Origin of the sequence: uncultured Castellaniella sp. (assembly GCF_937988725.1) — a bacterium.
Lineage (GTDB): Bacteria > Pseudomonadota > Gammaproteobacteria > Burkholderiales > Burkholderiaceae_B > Castellaniella.
The window spans coordinates 67,996-85,539 of record NZ_CALKHS010000003.1; the positions used below are offsets into that span (position 1 = coordinate 67,996).

Genomic DNA, 17,544 nt, shown 5'->3' on the forward strand with positions numbered 1-17,544 from the left:
GCGAGGCTGCGCGTTCTTCATTCCGGGGCCGATAAAGCCGGACCTGTTTCGAGGGCGTTCGCCGCCAGCCAGTTGCGGGGCGACATGCCAGTCCTTGCCGAGAACGCCCGCGATAGCGCCGAGGGGTTCGCATATCCGAGTTCATCGGCCAGCAGCTTGATCGGACGTCCTTCGCGCAACCGGCTTTGCGCCAATGCGATACGCCAGCTCGCCAGATAGTCGGCGGGCGTCCGCCCCACCGCCTCGCGGAACGCCATGGAAAACGCCGTTCGGGACATTCCCGCGCGTTCGGCCATGCGCTCCAGCGTCCACGGCTCGCCGGGGCGATCATGTACGGCAACCAGGGCGCGCGCCAGACGCGGGTCCGACAGGCCGGTGATGAGCCCAGGGCGGATGCCCGCCGCCTGAGGGTGATCCAGCAGCCAGCGCAGCAGCTGGAGCACCACCACCTCGAACAGCCGGTCGGCGATCAGCCGCTGGCCGCAGCGCACGCGCTCGGTCTCGGCGAATAGCAGTTCCAGCGCCAGGTCCAGCCCGGATACGTGCGCCAGCGGCAGCGCGATCAGGGGCGGCAAGGCCCGCGCCAGAGGGTTCTCAGAGCCGCCGTCGAAGATCAGCCGCGCGCACGTGAAATCGGCGCCTTCCGTGGGCGGGTTGTGGAAACGGTGGGTGAACGGGCGGGGATAGAACAGCAGCGCCGGCTCGTCGAAGCGGAGCCGTGCGGGGACGCCGTGCGCGGCGGGATGGCTCACTTCCAGCCGGCCTCTGCGCAGCACGTGCAGATACCCATGTCCGTCGCAGGCATCGAAATGGTTGAGTCCGCATAGCGCGCCGGAGTGGTGCAGCTGCGCCCGGACGCGGAAGCGCTGGAGGAGGCCGGAGAGGCGGTCTGTGGGCGGATCGGTGCGCATTTGGATGAACGGGTATGTTTTGTGTATTGAACGTATCCAATCATACATTCAATGCACGCATACTGCATGCACAGCCGGCTGCATTTCCTTTCCTGCCGTCTCTAACCGTTCAAGGAGATCAACATGTCTCGCGTCAGCATTGAATCCCGACTCGCCCCTTCCGCCAGCCAGCCCTTGTTGGCCCAGATCGACGAGGCCTTTGGCGCCACGCCCAACATGTTCAAGGCGGTAGCCAACTCGCCGGCCGCCTTGCAGAGCATGTGGGCCGCCTTCGGCGCTTTGGGCAAAGGCGCTCTCGGCGCCAGGCTCGGCGAGCAGATCGCGGTGGCGATCGCCGACCGGAATCGTTGCGAATACTGCCTGGCGGCCCATACTGCGCTTGGGCGGAACGCAGGAGCTTCGGCTGCCGAAATGGCGGCGGCCCAGGCCGGCGAATCCACGGACGCCAGGACCGCCGCGGCGCTCGCCTTTGCCCTGAAAGTGGTGGATCGGCGTGCGCAGATCGGCGACGCCGACGTCGCCCGCCTGCGGCAGGCGGGCTTCGACGACGGGCAGATCGTCGAGATCATGGCTCATATCGCCTTGAATCTCTTTACCAACTACATCAATGTCGCCCTGGACGTTCCGGTCGATTTCCCCAAGGTTGCGCTGCGCGCGAGGTGATCCGGGCGCTTGCGCGCCCGCCATCGGCTGCCTGGCCCATGCATGCCGGGGACCCGATGCAGATACAATGAGCGCTGCGCAATTTCCGCGCGTGGCCGCGTCGGCGCCCGGTACGGATCGACCGGGCCGGGCGCCGGCGCGGCCTGTCTGATCGAGCCCACCCATGCTATCTGAATACGGCGTTCTGGATGTCTGGACCTACCTGGCCGGCGTCATTTTCATCGTGCTGCTTCCGGGACCCAATTCCTTGTTCGTGCTGGCCGTCGGGGCGGGGCGCGGAGTGCGGGCGGGCTATCAGGCCGCCTGCGGGGTGTTCCTGGGGGACTCCATCCTCATGACCCTGACGGCCGCCGGCGCCGCGTCCGTCCTGCGGCTGCTGCCGGTGCTGTTCCTGGCCCTGAAGGCCGTGGGGGCCGTGTATCTCAGCTACCTGGGCATCCGCCTGCTGTGGTCGGCCTGGCGTCCGGGTCAGAGTTCGGCCAGGACTGTTTCCAGTTCCGCCGGCAATCCCTTCCACAAGGCCCTGCTGCTCAGTCTGCTCAATCCCAAGGCCATCCTGTTCCTGCTGTCGTTCTTCGTCCAGTTCGTGGACCCGGCCTATCCGCATCCGGCCCTGTCCTTCCTCATCCTGGCCGCCATCCTGCAGGTGTGCAGCGCGCTGTATCTGTCGTCGCTGATCTTCGGCGGCTCGCGCCTGGCAGCCGCCTTCCGTCGGCGCCAGGGGCTGGCGCGCACCGGCAGCGGCCTGGTGGGCGCGCTGTTCCTGTGGTTCGCCGGCCGCATGGCCTTCGAAGCCTGAGTCAGGGCGCCGGCGGCCGTGCGACGGCCGCATGACAGCTATCATCACTCTGCGCTAATATCCGACATTCATCAAACGTGATGTCCCGGTGCCGGGAACCCGCACACGACCGTGTGGCGGGCCTGGCGGTTCGCGTCGCTCAGGTTCGTCCGGCTTGCCTAGGGGTTTTTCCCCTTTAGGCCGCTTTCCGCTTCCTGAGTAGAATTTTTCGAATCCGGCTGTTTCACGAACGATTCGAACAGGACGCCTGCATGCCGCCGCGACTGGCCTTACGCCGCATCACCAAAACCTACCCCGCCGTCCGCGCCAACGACGCGGTGGACCTGACGGTCGAGCCTGGTGAGATCCATGCCGTGCTGGGTGAAAACGGGGCGGGCAAATCCACGCTGATGAAAATCATCTATGGCGTGGTCCGCCCCGACGAGGGCACCGTCGAATGGGACGGGCAGGCCGTGCAGATCGCCAATCCGGCGGCGGCGCGCGCCCTGGGCCTGGGCATGGTGTTCCAGCATTTTTCGCTGTTCGACACCCTGACGGTGGCGGAAAACATCGCCTTGGGCCTGCCGCCGGACACGCCCTTGCAGGCCCTGGCCGGCCGCATCGAGCAGACCGCCGGGCAATACGGGCTGGATGTCCAGCCGCACCGGCATGTCCATACCCTGTCCGTGGGCGAACGCCAGCGCGTCGAGATCGTCCGCGCCCTGCTGGGCAAACCGCGCCTGCTGATCCTGGACGAACCGACTTCGGTGCTGACCCCGCAGGCCGTGCAGCGGCTCTTCGAAGTGCTGCGCCAGCTGGCCGCCGAAGGCTGCAGCATCCTGTACATCAGCCACAAGCTCGACGAGATCCGCAGCCTGTGCCATCGCTGCACCGTGATGCGCGCGGGGCGGGTGACGGGCGTCTGCGATCCGCGCCAGGAAACCGAGGCCAGCCTGTCGCGCCTGATGATCGGCGCCGATCTGCCGGTGCAGCAGCGCCAGGCGCGCGCGGCCGGGCCGGTGCTGATGCGCGTGCAGGGGCTGGACCTGCCGCGCGCGCATCCCTTCGCCACGCCGCTGTCGCAGGTCGCCTTCGATCTGCATGCCGGGGAGATCCTGGGGGTGGCGGGCGTGTCGGGCAACGGCCAGCAGGAACTCATGGGCGTGCTCTCCGGCGAAGACCCGCGGGCGGCGTCCGATGCCATCGCGCTGGACGGAACGCCCATCGGCCGGCAGTCGGCGGCCTGGCGGCGGGCGCGAGGCCTGGCCTTCGTGCCCGAAGAGCGCCTGGGACGGGGCGCCGTGCCCGAACTCAGCCTGGCCCGCAATCTGCTGCTGTCCCACCAGGAAGCGCAAACCGTCCGCCACGGCTGGATCCGGTCCGGCGTCGTGCAGCGCATCACCGCCGACATCATCGACCGCTTCCACGTCAAGGCCGCCGGGCCGCAGGCCCTGGCCGGCAGCCTGTCGGGGGGCAATCTGCAGAAATTCATCGTCGGCCGGGAAGTCGTACGCCGGCCCCGGCTGCTGATCATCGCCCAGCCCACCTGGGGCGTGGACGTCGGCGCGGCGGCGCAGATCCGGGGCGAACTCCTGGCCCTGCGCGATGCGGGGTGCGCCATCCTGCTGATTTCCGAGGAGCTCGACGAATTGCTGGAACTCTCCGATCGCCTGGTCGTCATGGCCAAGGGCCGCCTGTCTCCATCGATCACGCGGGAACAGGCCAGCCGCGAACAGATCGGCCAGTGGATGAGCGGCCTGTGGCCGGGCGCGGCGCAAGCCGCGCAGGAGACCGCCCATGCTTGAACTGGTCCCGCGCGCCCAGCCTTCGCGCCGCATGGCCTGGGTGTCGCCGCTGCTGGCCCTGGCGCTGACCGCGCTGTGCGGCGTGTTCATGTTCCTGGCGGTCGGCAAATCGCCGCTTCAGGGGCTGGCGGTCTTTTTCATAGAACCTCTCAGCAGCCTGCGGGGCTGGTCGGAGATCGGCGTCAAGGTCGCGCCGCTGCTCCTGTGCTCGGTGGGGCTGGCCCTGTGCTTCCGGGCCAACATCTTCAACATCGGCGCCGAAGGGCAACTGGTCCTGGGCGCGATCACGGCCGGCGCCTTCATCCTGCAGTTCGACGACGGCTCGGGCAGCGGGGGCGGTCCCCTGATGATCACCCTGGCGCTTCTGGCCGGGGCCCTGGGCGGGGCTTTCTGGGCGGCGCTGGTGGCGTGGCTGCGCGACCGCTATCACGCCAACGAGATCCTGGTGTCCCTGATGCTGGTCTATGTGGCGCAACTGCTGCTCAGCTACCTGGTGCACGGTGTGATGCGCGATCCGGACGGCTTCGGCTTCCCGCAGTCCCGCCTGTTCGATCAGGGTTTCCTGCTGCCGGTCTGGCCGGGCACGCGGCTGCATCTGGGCATCGTCCTGGCGCTGCTGGCTGCCTTGTTCGCCTGGTTGCTGCTGTCGCGGCTGTTCGCGGGCTATCGCCTGACGGTCGGCGGCCTGGCGCCGCTGGCCGCCCGCTATGCGGGGTTCTCGTCCAGACGGGCCCTGTGGGGCTGCATGCTGGGATCGGGCGCCCTGGCCGGCGTGGCCGGCGCCTGCGAAATCATGGGGCCCATCGGCCAGGTGACGCCGTCCGTTTCGCCGGGCTACGGCTTCGCCGCCATCATCGTGGCCTTCGTCGGGCGCCTGCATCCGATCGGCGTCATCTTCGCCAGTTTCATCATGGCGCTGTTCTACATCGGCGGGGAATTGTCCCAGACCCGTCTGGGCATGCCCAACGCCATCACAGGCATCTTCCAGGGAATCCTGCTGTTTTCCCTGCTGGCCTGCGATGTCCTGATCCATCAACGACTGCGCTGGAGACGCTGACCATGGATGCTTTGGCGCCTCTCATCGCCGCCGCCATGAACGCCGGCACCCCCCTGATGCTGGCGGCCCTGGGGCTGCTGATCAATGAAAAATCCGGGGTTATCAACCTGGGCTCCGAAGGCATGATGCTGGTGGCGGCGGCCCTGGGCTTCGCGCTCACGGTCCAGACCGGCAGCACGGCGGTCGGTTTCGCCGGGGGCGCCGTCGTGGGCGCCCTGATGGCCGGGCTCTTCGCCTGGCTGGTGGTCTGGCTGGGGGCCAATCAGATCGCCTGCGGGCTGGCCTTGTCCCTGTTCGGGGTGGGCCTGTCGGCCTCGATCGGCCTGCCTTACGTCGGCGCCACGATCCAGGCCTCGACCTGGTCGGTTCCCGTGCTGAGCGGCATCCCCTTCGTCGGGCCGGCTCTGTTCCAGCACCACCCGATGGTCTATGGGGCGCTGGGCCTGTCCGTGCTGCTCAGCCTGTTCCTGTACCGGACCCGCGCCGGGCTGGTGCTGCGGGCGGTGGGCGAATCCCCCGAGTCCGCCCATGCCCTGGGGTATCCGGTGCGCCGCATCCGCCTGGCGGCCCTGCTGTTCGGCGGCGCCTGCTGCGGTCTGGCGGGGGCGTTCATGTCTCTGGTCTATACGCCGATGTGGGTCGAGAACATGGTGGCCGGGCGCGGCTGGATCGCCCTGGCCCTGACGCCGTTCGCCACCTGGCGGCCGCTGCGCGTGCTGATCGGTGCCTACCTGTTCGGCGGCATCACGATCCTGACCTATCACATGCAGGCCCTGGGCGTGCCCATCGCCTCGCAGTTGCTGTCCATGCTGCCCTACCTGGCCACGATCCTGGTGCTGGTCCTCATCTCGCGCAATGTGGACTGGATCCGCATCAACATGCCCGCGTCCCTGGGGCGCGTGTTCAACCCCAACAGCTGACGGCGCCCGCTGTCCGACCCGACCCACACCTTGACCCGACGGAGATCTCCCACCATGAAAACTCGTGTGATACGCCAAACCCTGGGGGCCGTGACGGCCGCCGCCTGCCTGTGGGCCGCCGGCCCCGCCGCGGCCCAGGAACCCCTGAAGATCGGCTTCGTGTACGTCAGCCCCGTGGGCGAGGCGGGCTGGTCCTGGCAGCAGGATCTGGGCCGCAAATACATGGAGAAGCAGCTGGGCGACAAGATCAAGACCCAGTACGTCGAAGACGTGCCGGAAGGCGCCGATGCCGAACGCGTCATCCGCGACCTGGCCCAGCAAGGCAACAAGCTGATCTTCACCACGTCCTTCGGCTTCATGAATCCGACCATCAAGGTCGCCAAGCAGTTTCCCGACGTGAAGTTCGTGCATTCGACCGGCTACAAGACCGCCCCCAACGTCGCCACGACCAATGCGCGCTTCTACCAGGCCCGCTACGTGGCCGGCGTGCTGGCGGGCCACAAGACCCAGACCGGCGTGGTCGGCTATGTCGGCGCCTATCCGATTCCCGAAGTGCTGCAGGGCATCAACGCCTTCACGCGCGGCCTGCGCAGCGTCAAGCCGGACGCGACGGTGCGGGTCATCATGGTCAACAGCTGGTTCGATCCGGGCAAGGAGCGCGACGCCGCCCTGGCGCTGCTGGACCAGGGCGCCGACATCGTCACGCACCACACCGATTCCACCGCCACCGTGCAGGCCGCCGAGGAACGCGGCAAGTGGGCCATCGCCTACCACTCCGACATGCTGAAGTTCGGGCCGCATGCGCAGCTGGGCGCCGTCACCCACCACTGGGGGCCGTACTTCACCCGCGAGGCCCAGGCCATGCTGGACGGCACCTGGAAATCCGATCAGGTCTGGGGCGGCTTCAAGGAACACATGGTGGCTATCGAAGGCTTCGGTCCCGCGGTCGATGACGCCCTGAAGGCGGAGGTCAAATCCAAGGAAGACGCCATCGCCAACGGCACGCTGAACGTCTTCGCCGCGCCCATCAAGACCAATGAAGGCAAGGTCGTGCTGGCTGAAGGCGCCCTGGACGACAAGGGCCTGAACGCCATGGACTACTACGTCGAAGGCGTGGTGGGCAAACTGCAAAAGAATTGAAGCCCCCCACGCTGCGCAGCCTGCGGCCGCTTGCTGCCCCCCCAAGGGGGGCGCTTCCGCCTTGGGGCGGCCCGGCGGCGAAAGGCCTTCTTAACCGGCTTTTTTGGGCACCGACCAGGTGCTCATGACCTGGGCGACGGGTTCCCCGCCGCCTTCGGGCAGCAGCAGGACTTCACCGGCCGTCATGCGGCCGGTTTTCAATATTCGCGCCTGGGCGATGATGCCGCCGGCCGGCGCGCCGCGCAGGAAATGGATGGTCAGGCTGGCCGTGACGGCTTCCGGCACGCCGGTGGCGCTGACCACGGCCGCGTACAGGGCCAGGTCCGCCAGTCCCATCAGCATCGGCCCCGCCACGATGCCCCCCAGGCGCTGGTTGGCCGGGTTCGGGGGTAGGCGCAGGGTGGCCTGCCCGTGGCGGATGTCCTGGACTTCGATTCCCAGCACGGCGGCAAAGGGATGCAGCCGCGCCAGCAGGTCCCGGAAGCCGTCGGGGGTGATGTGCGCGGCGGGCGCAGCGGCTGTGTCCGCTGGTTCGGCAAGATTGGACATGGCGCAAAAGAAAGCGGAAAAGCCCATAGTACACTGGCCTGAGCCGGTGTCGCGCAGAGCCATGGGGGCAGACTGCGCCCCGTTTGAAATGTGGTGGAAAAAAATGAATCGGATAAGAATGATGGCGGGCGGCGTGTCGGCCTGCATGGTGCTGGCGACGTCCGCGTGGGCCGCTGGCCACGGCGCGATGGCGCAGATGCCGGCCGCCGATGCGCCCGTGTCGACGGCCGTCACGGCGTCGGACTGCTGGATCCGCCAGCTGCCGGCCCCGGCGCCCTCGGGCGGCTTTCTCGTCCTGCACAATGCCGGGACGCAAGCCGTGAACCTGGTGGGCGCTCGCTCGTCCGACTATGGCCAGGTCATGATCCATCAGACGAAGGAAGAAAACGGCGTCAGCAAGATGTCCATGGTGCATCAGGTCGCCCTGCCGGCCGGCGGACAGCTGGCGCTCAAGCCCGGCAGCTATCACCTGATGCTGGAACAGGCCCGCAGCGGCCTGAAGGTCGGCGATCAGGCGCAGGTCGACTTCGCCCTGGACAATGGCCAGCGCGTCACGGCGCAGTGCGAGGTCAGGCCCGCCAACGCCATGCCCGGCATGGCCGGCCACGGCATGAAGCATGGCATGAAGCATTGATGCCCTTGCCGGGGTCGTCCATCGGTCCGACTCCGGTCATCAGCGCGCGGCGGCGGAGACGGTCGTCGCGCGAACCGAATCCACGAATTCCAGAACGGACCGGTTGAAGGCCCTGGGGTTGGCCAGGTTCATGCCGTGCGCCGCCAGGGCGATGCGCGCCCGGCGGGCGTGGGGATGCAGCTGTTGCAGCCGGTCCTGGCGGACACCGTATTTGGCGGGGCTGTTGGCTCCGCCCAGCAGCAGCAACGGGCCGTTCAGGGCGGCGGCGTCCAGCAGCCGCACGGGGGTGTTGGCCTCCAGGATCTGCGACAGCAGCGTCATGGCGTTGTCGCGGGTCATGTCCTTGAACCAGCCGACCATCTTGCGCCAGGTATCGGCGCCGTTGACGGTATCGATGAAGCCCTCCAGGGCGCCGTCGACGTCGCCGGCCCGCAGTTGTTCGACCGCGTGCGCGTAGAAGGGCGTGGTTTCCGGCTCGTCGTCGAACCGGAAGCCCGGATCGGCCAGGGTCAGGGACCGGCACAGGGCGGGAGCCTGGACGGCCAGGGCCAGCGCCACCTGGGCGCCGCGCGAATGCCCGACCACATGCACGCCCCGTCCGAGATCCAGCGACCGGATCAGGCGGGCCAGATCGCGCGCATGGGCGTCGACCCGATAGGCGGCCTGCGGATGCGGCTGCGGGTCGGGCCAGCAGCCGCGCAGGCTGGGCGCCAGGACGCGGTGGCGTTCCGCCAGAGCGGGGACCTGCCAGCGCCAGTAGCGATAGTCGCAGAGCGAGCCATGGATCAGCAGGATGGCGTCGCCGCCGTCTCCGGCCTGGGTGTAGTGCAGCTCGCCGTCGTCCAGCGGCAGGATGTGGTGCGGCAGGTCGGGGGCGGCCGGCATTACAGCAGTTTCAGGCGGCTCTTGGCGGTTTCGGCGGCGGAGCTCTTGGGGTAGTCCTTGATGATGCGCTGCAGGCTGGCCTTGGCGCCCTTCATGTCGTTCAGTTCGATCTGGTCGGCGGCCACCACCAGCAGGGCGTCCGGGGCGCGGGCGTCATCCGGATGCGACTTGACCAGCGACTGCATGGTCTGGATGGAATTCTTGAAGTCCTTGGAGGCGTACTGGCTGCTGCCCAGGTAGAACTGGGCGTCGGTGGCCTGCTCGCTGTCGGGATAGGACTGGACGAAGGTCGCGAAACTGCTCGCCGCTTCCTTGTAGCGGCCGTTGCGGTACTGATCGGCTGCGGCCTCGTAGGCGGCTTGCTGTTGCGGGTCGCCGCTTTGCGGGGTCTGTTGCTGGGGCGCATTGCCTTGCCCCGGGGCGGCGGCATTGCGGTTCAGCTGGTTCAGTTCTTCCATGCGCCCGCGCAGGGTGGCGATTTCCTGGTGCAGCATGTCCATCTGGTCGGCCAGTTGCAGTCGGGCCTGCTGGTTCTGGTCTTTCATCTGCTGGATCTGCGTGCGCAGTTCCAGGATGGCGCGGCGGGCCTCGTCGTCGGTAAAGGCATGGGCGGCCGGGGCGGTGAGCGCCAGGGCCAGCAGCGCCGCCGCGGGCAGGGCGTTCAGGCGGTGAGTCGGTGCATGCATGAGTCGGTTCCTTCCATCCAGAGTGTCAGCACAAATGAAAACGCCGTAGCGTCAGCCGCTACGGCGCTGTCATGGCCAGACGGCGATCAACGTTGGTAGTTGATGTCGGCGCGGCGGTTCTCAGCGTAGTCGGCTTCGGTATTGCCTTGAGCCTTGGGACGCTCTTTGCCGTAGCTGATGGCTTCGATCTGGTTGGCGTTGACACCCAGCAGCTTCATCATGCGCGCCACGGCATCCGAACGACGCTGGCCCAGTGCCAGATTATATTCGGAGCTGCCGCGTGCGTCGGTGTTGCCTTCGACGCGGACTTTTTGCGCCTGATGGCTCGTCAGGTAGTTGGCGTGCATTTCGACGACGCTGCGATACTGTTCGGGAACAGTGTAGCTGTCGAAGTCGAAATAGACCGAGCGTTGCTGCGCGAGCGGGCTTTGCGGATTGAACGGATCCATGACTTGCCCGGCGGACGCCGAATCCGAGCCGGCGCCGTTAGCGCCGTTTTGATCCAGCGGCACGGAGCTGCAAGCGGCCAGAGAGGCGGCAAAAGCGGCTATGGTCAGGGTCCTGGTGATGCGCGAGCTCATTTAATGTCCTTTAAGAGAAAGAGTCACACGGAAAAATCAATTCGTGAAAGGGCCCCAGGCCGGCTCGCGGACCTTGCCGTTGAGCACCGACAGCGTCTGACGGACCCGGCCGTCGATCGAAGTCACTGCCAGTACGCTGCGCCCGTTCTGGATGGAACTGTAGAGCACTTGCATGCCGTTGGGAGCGTAACTGGGAGACTGATCGTCCGGACCGTCCGTCAGGATCTGTTCGGAGCCCGAACCCAAGGACAAGCTTGCAATTCTGAAAGCACCGTTTCTGCGAGTAACGTACACCAGTTGCTGTCCATCCGGCGATACCCTAGGTGAGATATTGTAACTGCCGGAGAAGGTCAGGCGCTGGGCATCGCCGCCCGCGGCGGGGACCTTGTAGATCTGGGGGCTGCCGCCCCGGTCGCTGGTGAAGACCAGAGACTGGCCGTCGGGGGTGTAGTTGGGCTCGGTGTCGATCAGCGGCGAGCGCATGACGCGGCGCAGGTTCGAGCCGTCGGCATTGATGGTGTATATCTGCGAGATGCCGTCCATAGACAGCACGATCGCCATGTGGCTGCCGTCGGGCGACCAGGCCGGGGCGCTGTTGTTGCCCTTGTAATTGGAGATCGGCTGGCGCTGGGCGTTGGCCAGCGTCTGCACGTAGATCACGGATTTGCCCGATTCGAAGCTGACGTAGGCCAGTTTGCTGCCGTCCGGAGACCACGTCGGAGAGATGATCGACTGTTTCGAACGCAGCATGACCTGGGGATTTTGACCGTCGGCATCTGCAATTTGTAACTCATAGCCGTTGCTGGTCTGCAACACATAAGCGATCCGGGTGGAGAAAACCCCGCGCACGCCGGTGATCTTTTCGTAGATGCGATCGGCGATCCGGTGGGCGATCCGGCGCATTTCGGCTTCGCCGCCGCTGAACACGGCGGAGTCCAGTTCGGACTTGCGCACGTTGTCCACCAGCCGGTAGCTGACCGTGTATTGGCCGCCGTTCTGCGCCACGGTGCCGTAGGCCAGATAGTCGGCCCCGCGGGACTGCCAGGAGCCGTAGTCGACCGAGCTTTGCGCGGTCAGGTTGGCGCCCGCGGCGTTGATCAGGCGGAACTGGCCGGAGCGGGTCAGGTCGGCGCGGATGACTTCCGGGGTGGACGTGCTGCTGGCGGCGCCGGAAAAGTCCGCGATGGCGATCGGGTACTGGGTGGCGCCGACGCCGGAAATATCGACGCGCAGCTGGGCGTGGGCGGTGGTGGACGCTACGGCGGCCAGCGCCAGACCCAGGCCAGCTGTCGTCGCGCGCCGCCACAGGCGCCCGATGAAGCCGGAGGCTGTAAATACGGTCATGGTAACGATCTCCTTAGTCGTACATGCGGTAATCCACGTCAATATACGATGGATACCGGCCGCTAGGCGGTTTGGGGAAGGGGGAACACGCCAGGATACCCTTGCGCACGGCATCGTCAAAGCGAGGGTCGCCCGAGGACCGGGTCAGGTTGACGTCCTGCACCTGGCCGTTCGATGCCAGGCGCGTGCGGAAGCTGGCGGTGGGGTTGCCCGAGCCGCTGCGCGGCGGGACGTTGTAGATGACGCCGGGCTGGACGCAGGCGCGGACCTTGGCGGCATAGCCGTCATTGCCTCCGCCGCCGCGCTGGTTGCGGTCGGCATTGCCGTTGGGGATGCCGGCGGCTTCCAGGGCGGCGCCGCGCATGGCGGCCTTCAGGGCTTCGCGCTTGGCGGCGGCGTCCTTGGCCGCTTTTTCCTTGGCGGCCTTGTCGGCGGCCGCTTTCTCGGCGGCGGCCTTGGCGGCTTTTTCCTTCGCCGCCTTGTCGGCGGCCGCTTTTTCAGCGGCGGCCTTCTCTTTGGCGGCTTGCTCCTTGGCAGCCTTGTCGGCGGCGGCCTTCTCGGCAGCTTTCTCGGCTGCAGCCTTTTCCGCCGCTTCCTTGGCGGCCTTTTCCTTGGCCGCTTTTTCCTTCGCGGCCTTGTCGGCGGCTTCCTTGGCAGCCTTTTCCTTGGCGGCCTTTTCAGCGGCTTCCTGTTCGGCCTTTTCCTTAGCGGCTTGTTCCTGGGCCAGGCGTTCGGCTTCTTCCTTGGCCTTGCGTTCCTTGGCCAGGGCGATTTCCGCGTCCGCCTGAGCCTTGGCCGCGGCGGCCGCGCGCGCCTGCGCCTCCGCCTGCTGGGCGGCGGCCTGTCGGGCGGCCTCGGCCTTGGCGGCTTCGGCTGCCTTCTGTTCGCTGTCGTCGGGTTTCGGCGGCTCGGGTGTCGGCTCGGGTTTTTCTTCCGGCGTCGGCGCCTCTTCCGGCTGTTCCTGCGGCGGAGCGGCTTCCGCGACCGTGCCCTTGGCCCAGAGCTCGACCTGGACCGGACCGGCGTTGTCGGGCGCGGACGAGAAGCCCACGACCATCAGCAGGATCAGCAGGCCGTGCGCGATCAGCGACAGGATCAGGCCGCGCCGATCGTCGCGCCCATCGGACTGCCCTTCGGTGTCGGTGAAGCGATCAAACCAGTTCATGAAACGGAAGTCCTGCCAGGGGGAGCGTCACTGGCGGCCGCCCGGCGCATTTTGATTGACGAGCAGGCCGAGTTTGGCGACGCCGCCGTTGCGCAGCTCGTCCATGACCTGCATCACGGTTTCGTAGGGCACCTTGCCGTCGGCCGAGATCACGACCGGGGTTTGGGGCGTCGCCGCGGCGCGGACTTCCGCCAGCAGGTTGGCCTTGTCCACGGGGCGGAACGAGGCGCCGCCTTCGCGCAGGCGCATCGCCAGCGCCCCCTGGGCGTCGATCTGCACCTCGATGGGCTGGACCGGGACTTCGGAGGCGGTGCCCACCGAGGGCAGTTCGATCTGGCCCGGGGTGATCATGGGGGCCGTCACCATGAAGATGACCAGCAGGACCAGCATGACGTCGATGTAGGGGACGACATTGATGTCGTTTTTCAATCGCCGTCCGCGACGGCCGCTCAGAGAGGTCATCTCAGTGCACCTGGCGTTGGAGAATGTTCAGGAACTCTTCCACGAAGCTTTCAAAGCGGATCGACAGGCGGTCGATCTGGTTCGTGTAGCGGTTGTAGGCCAGCACGGCGGGAATGGCGGCGAACAGGCCGATGGCGGTGGCGATCAGGGCCTCGGCGATGCCGGGGGCCACGGCCGCCAGCGTGGCCTGCTGCATGGTGGACAGGCCCATGAAGGCGTGCATGATCCCCCAGACCGTGCCCAGCAGGCCGATGTAGGGGCTGACCGAGCCGGTGGAGGCCAGGAAATTGAGGTGGGATTCCAGGCCGTCCATTTCGCGCTGCAGGGCGGCTTTCATGGCGCGGCGCGGCGCGTCAAGCAGGCTGTCGCCCCGGCCGGAGGAACGCCGCGCCTTGACGAATTCCGTCATGCCGGCGTCGAAGATGCGGGCCAGCGCCCCGTGCTCGTTGCGGCGGCTGGCAATGGCCTGCTGCAGGACCGTCAGGTCGCCGCCCGCCCAGAAGTCGTCTTCGAAGCGCCGGGTCTGTTCGTCGGCGCGCCGCAGCGCGGCCCGCTTGCTGAAGATGTAGGTCCAGGACAGGACCGAGGCCGCGAGCAGGATCAACATGACGATCTGCACGGGGATGCTGGCGTTGCCGATCAGGGATAGCAGCGACAAATCGCTAGAGGCTTGCATGGTTAATGAAGGGCCTTGTTCAAAAGATCCCGCAGGGTGGGGGACAGACGGATGGGTTTGAAAGTGGTGGCATGCACGGTGCAGATTTGGACCGTGGCCGAGGCGAGTAGTTCACCGTCGCGTAGCGCCTGCTGCCGGAACACCAGGGTCGATGCCCGCAGATCGGCGACGGTGGTGCGGATGTCGATCTGATCGTCCAGACGGGCCGGTTGCCGATAGGCAATGTCCGCATGTCTGACCACAAACATCATTTGTTCCCGGGCTGCAAGTTCGCGTTGATCGACTCCGAGCGCCCGCAGCCATTCGGTGCGGCCGCGCTCGAAAAATTTCAGGTAATTTGCGTAATATACGACGCCACCGGTATCGGTGTCCTCGTAATATACGCGAATGGACAGGTCGCCGGAAGGATAGTCGGGGCTTGGGCTCATTTTTTCGTTAAGCCGTGTGACATGTCCGGCCGACCCGCGCGATGTCGCGGGCCGGCCGGGCGATGCCGGGTTCAGAGGGCCGCCAGCGCATTCACGATGTGGGCGACGGCGTCGTCCGGGGCCACGCGCTGCGCTTCGGTGTCGCGGCGCGCCTGGATCTCGACGATGCCTTCTTTCAGGCCGCGATCCCCCAGCGTGACCCGCAGCGGCACGCCGATCAGTTCCCAGTCGGCGAACATGATGCCGGGCCGGGTGTCGCGGTCGTCCAAAATGACGTCGACCCCCTGCGCCTGCAAGGCCTGGTACAGGGATTCGGCGGCGTTGCGAACGGTTTCACTTTTGCCCAGGCCGATGGGACACAGCACGACTTCGAACGGCGCCAGGGCGCGCGGCCAGATCATGCCGCGGTCGTCGTGGTTCTGCTCGATGGCGGCGGCGGCGATCCGGCTGATGCCGATGCCGTAGCAGCCCATCTGCAGCACGGCGGGCTTGCCGTCGGTTTCCAGGAAGGTGGCGTTCAGGGCGCGGGAATACTTGTCGCCCAGGAAGAAGACGTGGCCGACTTCGATGCCGCGCTGGATGGCCAGCGTGCCGCCCTGGGGGTCGGGGTCGCCCGCCACCACGTTGCGCAGGTCCGTCACCAGGGCGGGTTCGGGCAGGTCCCGGCCCCAGTTCACGCCGGTCAGGTGGTAGCCGGCCTCGTTGGCGCCGCAGACGAAATCGCCCATGTGCGCGACCGTGCGGTCGGCGATCACCGTGACGGCGGCGTCCAGGCCCACGGGTCCCAGGTAGCCCGGGGCGCAGTGGAAGGCGTCCTGGATCTCGGCTTCGGTGGCCAGGCGGTAGCCGTCCTGGAAGCCGGGCAGCTTGCCGACCTTGATCTCGTTGGTTTCATGATCGCCGCGGATCAGCAGCAGCCACAGGCGCGCGGGGCCGTCGGCCGGGTCGGTCGCCAGCACGACGGCCTTCACCGTGCGCGACAGGGGCAGGCCCAGCTGGTCGGCGACGATTTCGCATTTGGGGGCGTCGGGCGTGGCGCGTTTCGTCAGCGCCTCGCGGGCCGGCTCCCGGGCCGGCAGCAGGCAGGGCGCGTCGGCCAGCTCGATGTTGGCCGCGTAGTCGGAGTCGGGGTTGTAGACGATCAGGTCTTCGCCCGTGTCGGCGATGACCTGGAATTCATGGCTGCGCGAGCCGCCGATGGACCCCGTGTCGGCCGCCACGGCCCGGAACGTCAGACCCAGGCGGGCGAAGATGCGCTGGTAGGCGGCGTACATGATGTCGTAGCTGGCCAGGGCGCCGGCCTCGTCGCGATCGAAGGAATAGGCGTCCTTCATGGTGAATTCGCGTCCGCGCATCAGCCCGAAGCGGGGCCGGCGCTCGTCGCGGAACTTCGTCTGGATGTGGTAGAAGTTCAGCGGCAGCTGGCGCCAGCTGTGGATCTCGTTGCGGGCGATGTCGGTGATGACTTCTTCGGACGTGGGCTGCAGGACGAAGTCGCGTTGGTGGCGGTCCTTGATGCGCAGCAGTTCGGCCCCGTACTGTTCCCAGCGCCCGGATTCCTGCCACAGCTCCGCCGGCTGCACGACCGGCATCAGCAGTTCGATGGCGCCCGAGCGGTTCATTTCCTCGCGGACGATGGCTTCGATCTTGCGCAGCACTTTCAGCCCCAGGGGCATGTAGGTGTACACCCCGCCGGCGATCTTGCGGATCATGCCGGCGCGCGTCATCAGCTGGTGGCTGACGACTTCGGCTTCTGCAGGGGCTTCTTTCAGGGTGTTCAGGTGGTACTTGCTGGCGTGCATGGTAGGGATCCCGCTGGGTACGTATAATCGATGGTAATTGTATTGAATTCACAACCGAGGTGGCCCCATGTTGGATCGCGAAGGCTACCGTCCCAATGTCGGCATCATTCTCGTGAACCAGAAAAACGAGGTTTTCTGGGGTAAGCGCATCCGCGAACACGCGTGGCAATTTCCGCAGGGCGGCATCAAGCACGGCGAAACTCCCGTGCAGGCGATGTATCGAGAACTTCACGAGGAAACCGGCCTGCAGGCCGAACATGTCCGCATTCTGGGGCGTACGCGAGACTGGCTGCGCTATACCGTGCCAGACCATTACGTGCGCCGCGAATTGCGCGGCCACTACAAAGGCCAGAAGCAGATCTGGTTCCTGCTGCGCATGGTGGGGCGCGACAGCGACGTCTCGCTGCGGGCGAGCGATACGCCCGAATTCGACGCCTGGCGCTGGAACGCCTACTGGGTGCCGCTGGATGCCGTGATCGAGTTCAAGCGCGAGGTCTACACCCTGGCGCTCAACGAACTGTCCGGCCTGCTGTTCCGGCGCGGGCGGGAAAACCGGTATTTGCGTCATCGGGGGCACCGCGGTACCGTACAGGCCAGCCCGCCCCCGGCATCGCCGGGAGGGCATTCCTCCCAGTCCTCTTCCTAGGGTAGCCGCATGCTCGAAGATCTCGACGCCTTATCCCGACGTATCCAGACGGTCGTGCAGTTCGCCCAGAGCCTGCAGACCGAACGTCGCACCCTCCAAGCCCGGATCCAGCAGCTGGAACAGGAATGCCAGGCGCTCAAGTCCCAACAGGCGCGTGAACATGACGAATTCGCCCGCATGTCCGAACGCATGGCCCGGCACGACCAGGAATTGCAGGCCGTGCGCGACGAAACCGCGCAAGCCAGCCAGTCGCTGGAAACCCAGTTGCGGGACCACCAGGAACGTTCGGCGTCCCTGCAGCAGCGCCTGACGACGACGCAGGCCGACTACGACCGGCTGCGCGCCGTGGCCAGCGGCGCCCAGCAGCAGATTGATCTCATCCTAGAGCGCCTGCCCGGCGCGGAGGCCTGAT

20 protein-coding genes are annotated in these 17,544 nt (G+C 66.8%); 9 read left to right on the top strand and 11 right to left on the bottom strand.

Translation table 11 applies throughout. From position 1 onward, the window contains the following. Nucleotides 1-17: 17 nt before the first annotated feature. A complete protein-coding gene (locus Q0263_RS01710; protein ID WP_298012757.1) occupies nucleotides 18-911 on the bottom strand; it encodes an AraC family transcriptional regulator in 894 nt (297 codons plus the stop codon). A 123-nt stretch (nucleotides 912-1,034) separates the two neighbouring features. Between Q0263_RS01710 and Q0263_RS01715 the strand changes: the two genes are divergently transcribed. From Q0263_RS01715 to Q0263_RS01740, 6 genes are all read left to right on the top strand, one after another. Further along, nucleotides 1,035-1,574, top strand: coding sequence for a peroxidase-related enzyme (locus Q0263_RS01715; RefSeq protein WP_298012759.1), 540 nt, complete (start codon nucleotides 1,035-1,037; stop codon nucleotides 1,572-1,574). A gap of 163 nt (nucleotides 1,575-1,737) precedes the next feature. Next, a complete protein-coding gene (gene leuE, locus Q0263_RS01720; RefSeq protein ID WP_298012761.1) occupies nucleotides 1,738-2,373 on the top strand; it encodes a leucine efflux protein LeuE in 636 nt (211 codons plus the stop codon). 251 nt (nucleotides 2,374-2,624) lie between these two features. Further along, nucleotides 2,625-4,157, top strand: coding sequence for an ABC transporter ATP-binding protein (locus tag Q0263_RS01725; protein WP_298012763.1), 1,533 nt, complete (start codon nucleotides 2,625-2,627; stop codon nucleotides 4,155-4,157). Continuing rightward, nucleotides 4,150-5,214, top strand: coding sequence for an ABC transporter permease (locus tag Q0263_RS01730; protein WP_298012766.1), 1,065 nt, complete (start codon nucleotides 4,150-4,152; stop codon nucleotides 5,212-5,214). The genes Q0263_RS01725 and Q0263_RS01730 overlap by 8 nt, the downstream gene beginning before the upstream one ends. Before the next feature lie 2 nt (nucleotides 5,215-5,216). Continuing rightward, nucleotides 5,217-6,134 carry an ABC transporter permease gene (locus Q0263_RS01735; protein ID WP_298012767.1) on the top strand — a complete coding sequence of 306 codons (918 nt, stop codon included), beginning with the start codon at nucleotides 5,217-5,219 and terminating at the stop codon, nucleotides 6,132-6,134. A gap of 54 nt (nucleotides 6,135-6,188) precedes the next feature. After that, nucleotides 6,189-7,274: a BMP family ABC transporter substrate-binding protein gene (locus tag Q0263_RS01740; protein ID WP_298012769.1), complete on the top strand. Its 1,086-nt coding sequence runs from the start codon at nucleotides 6,189-6,191 to the stop codon at nucleotides 7,272-7,274. Nucleotides 7,275-7,364: 90 nt separating this feature from the next. Here the strand turns inward: Q0263_RS01740 and Q0263_RS01745 are convergent, their stop codons facing one another. After that, a complete protein-coding gene (locus tag Q0263_RS01745) occupies nucleotides 7,365-7,823 on the bottom strand; it encodes a PaaI family thioesterase (RefSeq protein WP_298012771.1) in 459 nt (152 codons plus the stop codon). Nucleotides 7,824-7,926: 103 nt separating this feature from the next. Between Q0263_RS01745 and Q0263_RS01750 the strand changes: the two genes are divergently transcribed. Further along, nucleotides 7,927-8,457 (top strand): copper chaperone PCu(A)C, encoded by a 531-nt coding sequence (locus tag Q0263_RS01750; protein ID WP_298012773.1) that lies wholly within the window; start codon nucleotides 7,927-7,929, stop codon nucleotides 8,455-8,457. A gap of 39 nt (nucleotides 8,458-8,496) precedes the next feature. Here the strand turns inward: Q0263_RS01750 and Q0263_RS01755 are convergent, their stop codons facing one another. The 9 genes from Q0263_RS01755 to Q0263_RS01795 form a co-directional block, all read right to left on the bottom strand. Next, nucleotides 8,497-9,342, bottom strand: coding sequence for an alpha/beta hydrolase (locus Q0263_RS01755; protein WP_298012775.1), 846 nt, complete (start codon nucleotides 9,340-9,342; stop codon nucleotides 8,497-8,499). Next, nucleotides 9,342-10,028, bottom strand: a complete 687-nt coding sequence (gene ybgF / locus Q0263_RS01760; RefSeq protein WP_298012777.1) for a tol-pal system protein YbgF — start codon at nucleotides 10,026-10,028, stop codon at nucleotides 9,342-9,344. Before ybgF ends, Q0263_RS01755 begins: the two co-directional genes overlap by 1 nt. An 86-nt stretch (nucleotides 10,029-10,114) precedes the next feature. Further along, nucleotides 10,115-10,609 (bottom strand): peptidoglycan-associated lipoprotein Pal, encoded by a 495-nt coding sequence (gene pal, locus Q0263_RS01765; protein ID WP_298012779.1) that lies wholly within the window; start codon nucleotides 10,607-10,609, stop codon nucleotides 10,115-10,117. Between the two features lie 36 nt (nucleotides 10,610-10,645). Beyond that, nucleotides 10,646-11,953, bottom strand: a complete 1,308-nt coding sequence (gene tolB, locus Q0263_RS01770) for a Tol-Pal system beta propeller repeat protein TolB (RefSeq protein WP_298012781.1) — start codon at nucleotides 11,951-11,953, stop codon at nucleotides 10,646-10,648. A gap of 13 nt (nucleotides 11,954-11,966) precedes the next feature. Next, complete coding sequence (tolA, locus tag Q0263_RS01775) at nucleotides 11,967-13,118, bottom strand: cell envelope integrity protein TolA (protein WP_298012783.1); 1,152 nt, start codon at nucleotides 13,116-13,118, stop codon at nucleotides 11,967-11,969. 27 nt (nucleotides 13,119-13,145) lie between these two features. Further along, nucleotides 13,146-13,580 (bottom strand): protein TolR, encoded by a 435-nt coding sequence (gene tolR, locus Q0263_RS01780; RefSeq protein WP_298012784.1) that lies wholly within the window; start codon nucleotides 13,578-13,580, stop codon nucleotides 13,146-13,148. Between the two features lies 1 nt (nucleotide 13,581). Next, nucleotides 13,582-14,256 (bottom strand): protein TolQ, encoded by a 675-nt coding sequence (gene tolQ, locus Q0263_RS01785; protein ID WP_298012786.1) that lies wholly within the window; start codon nucleotides 14,254-14,256, stop codon nucleotides 13,582-13,584. 2 nt (nucleotides 14,257-14,258) lie between these two features. After that, nucleotides 14,259-14,684, bottom strand: coding sequence for a tol-pal system-associated acyl-CoA thioesterase (gene ybgC, locus Q0263_RS01790; protein WP_298012788.1), 426 nt, complete (start codon nucleotides 14,682-14,684; stop codon nucleotides 14,259-14,261). A gap of 71 nt (nucleotides 14,685-14,755) precedes the next feature. Next, nucleotides 14,756-16,486 (bottom strand): proline--tRNA ligase, encoded by a 1,731-nt coding sequence (locus tag Q0263_RS01795; protein WP_298012790.1) that lies wholly within the window; start codon nucleotides 16,484-16,486, stop codon nucleotides 14,756-14,758. A gap of 67 nt (nucleotides 16,487-16,553) precedes the next feature. Between Q0263_RS01795 and Q0263_RS01800 the strand changes: the two genes are divergently transcribed. Next, nucleotides 16,554-17,132 (top strand): RNA pyrophosphohydrolase, encoded by a 579-nt coding sequence (locus Q0263_RS01800; protein ID WP_298012792.1) that lies wholly within the window; start codon nucleotides 16,554-16,556, stop codon nucleotides 17,130-17,132. Between the two features lie 9 nt (nucleotides 17,133-17,141). Then, nucleotides 17,142-17,543, top strand: coding sequence for a hypothetical protein (locus tag Q0263_RS01805; protein WP_298012794.1), 402 nt, complete (start codon nucleotides 17,142-17,144; stop codon nucleotides 17,541-17,543). Nucleotide 17,544 lies beyond the last annotated feature (1 nt).

Excerpts from the sequence above, each read along its gene's own strand:
- Q0263_RS01710 (WP_298012757.1), bottom strand. The coding sequence starts at position 911 with ATGCGCACCGATCCGCCCACAGACCGCCTCTCCGGCCTCCTCCAGCGC.
- Q0263_RS01715 (WP_298012759.1), top strand. The coding sequence starts at position 1,035 with ATGTCTCGCGTCAGCATTGAATCCCGACTCGCCCCTTCCGCCAGCCAG.
- leuE (WP_298012761.1), top strand. The coding sequence starts at position 1,738 with ATGCTATCTGAATACGGCGTTCTGGATGTCTGGACCTACCTGGCCGGC.
- Q0263_RS01725 (WP_298012763.1), top strand. The coding sequence starts at position 2,625 with ATGCCGCCGCGACTGGCCTTACGCCGCATCACCAAAACCTACCCCGCC.
- Q0263_RS01730 (WP_298012766.1), top strand. The coding sequence starts at position 4,150 with ATGCTTGAACTGGTCCCGCGCGCCCAGCCTTCGCGCCGCATGGCCTGG.
- Q0263_RS01735 (WP_298012767.1), top strand. The coding sequence starts at position 5,217 with ATGGATGCTTTGGCGCCTCTCATCGCCGCCGCCATGAACGCCGGCACC.
- Q0263_RS01740 (WP_298012769.1), top strand. The coding sequence starts at position 6,189 with ATGAAAACTCGTGTGATACGCCAAACCCTGGGGGCCGTGACGGCCGCC.
- Q0263_RS01745 (WP_298012771.1), bottom strand. The coding sequence starts at position 7,823 with ATGTCCAATCTTGCCGAACCAGCGGACACAGCCGCTGCGCCCGCCGCG.
- Q0263_RS01750 (WP_298012773.1), top strand. The coding sequence starts at position 7,927 with ATGAATCGGATAAGAATGATGGCGGGCGGCGTGTCGGCCTGCATGGTG.
- Q0263_RS01755 (WP_298012775.1), bottom strand. The coding sequence starts at position 9,342 with ATGCCGGCCGCCCCCGACCTGCCGCACCACATCCTGCCGCTGGACGAC.
- ybgF (WP_298012777.1), bottom strand. The coding sequence starts at position 10,028 with ATGCATGCACCGACTCACCGCCTGAACGCCCTGCCCGCGGCGGCGCTG.
- pal (WP_298012779.1), bottom strand. The coding sequence starts at position 10,609 with ATGAGCTCGCGCATCACCAGGACCCTGACCATAGCCGCTTTTGCCGCC.
- tolB (WP_298012781.1), bottom strand. The coding sequence starts at position 11,953 with ATGACCGTATTTACAGCCTCCGGCTTCATCGGGCGCCTGTGGCGGCGC.
- tolA (WP_298012783.1), bottom strand. The coding sequence starts at position 13,118 with ATGAACTGGTTTGATCGCTTCACCGACACCGAAGGGCAGTCCGATGGG.
- tolR (WP_298012784.1), bottom strand. The coding sequence starts at position 13,580 with ATGACCTCTCTGAGCGGCCGTCGCGGACGGCGATTGAAAAACGACATC.
- tolQ (WP_298012786.1), bottom strand. The coding sequence starts at position 14,256 with ATGCAAGCCTCTAGCGATTTGTCGCTGCTATCCCTGATCGGCAACGCC.
- ybgC (WP_298012788.1), bottom strand. The coding sequence starts at position 14,684 with ATGAGCCCAAGCCCCGACTATCCTTCCGGCGACCTGTCCATTCGCGTA.
- Q0263_RS01795 (WP_298012790.1), bottom strand. The coding sequence starts at position 16,486 with ATGCACGCCAGCAAGTACCACCTGAACACCCTGAAAGAAGCCCCTGCA.
- Q0263_RS01800 (WP_298012792.1), top strand. The coding sequence starts at position 16,554 with ATGTTGGATCGCGAAGGCTACCGTCCCAATGTCGGCATCATTCTCGTG.
- Q0263_RS01805 (WP_298012794.1), top strand. The coding sequence starts at position 17,142 with ATGCTCGAAGATCTCGACGCCTTATCCCGACGTATCCAGACGGTCGTG.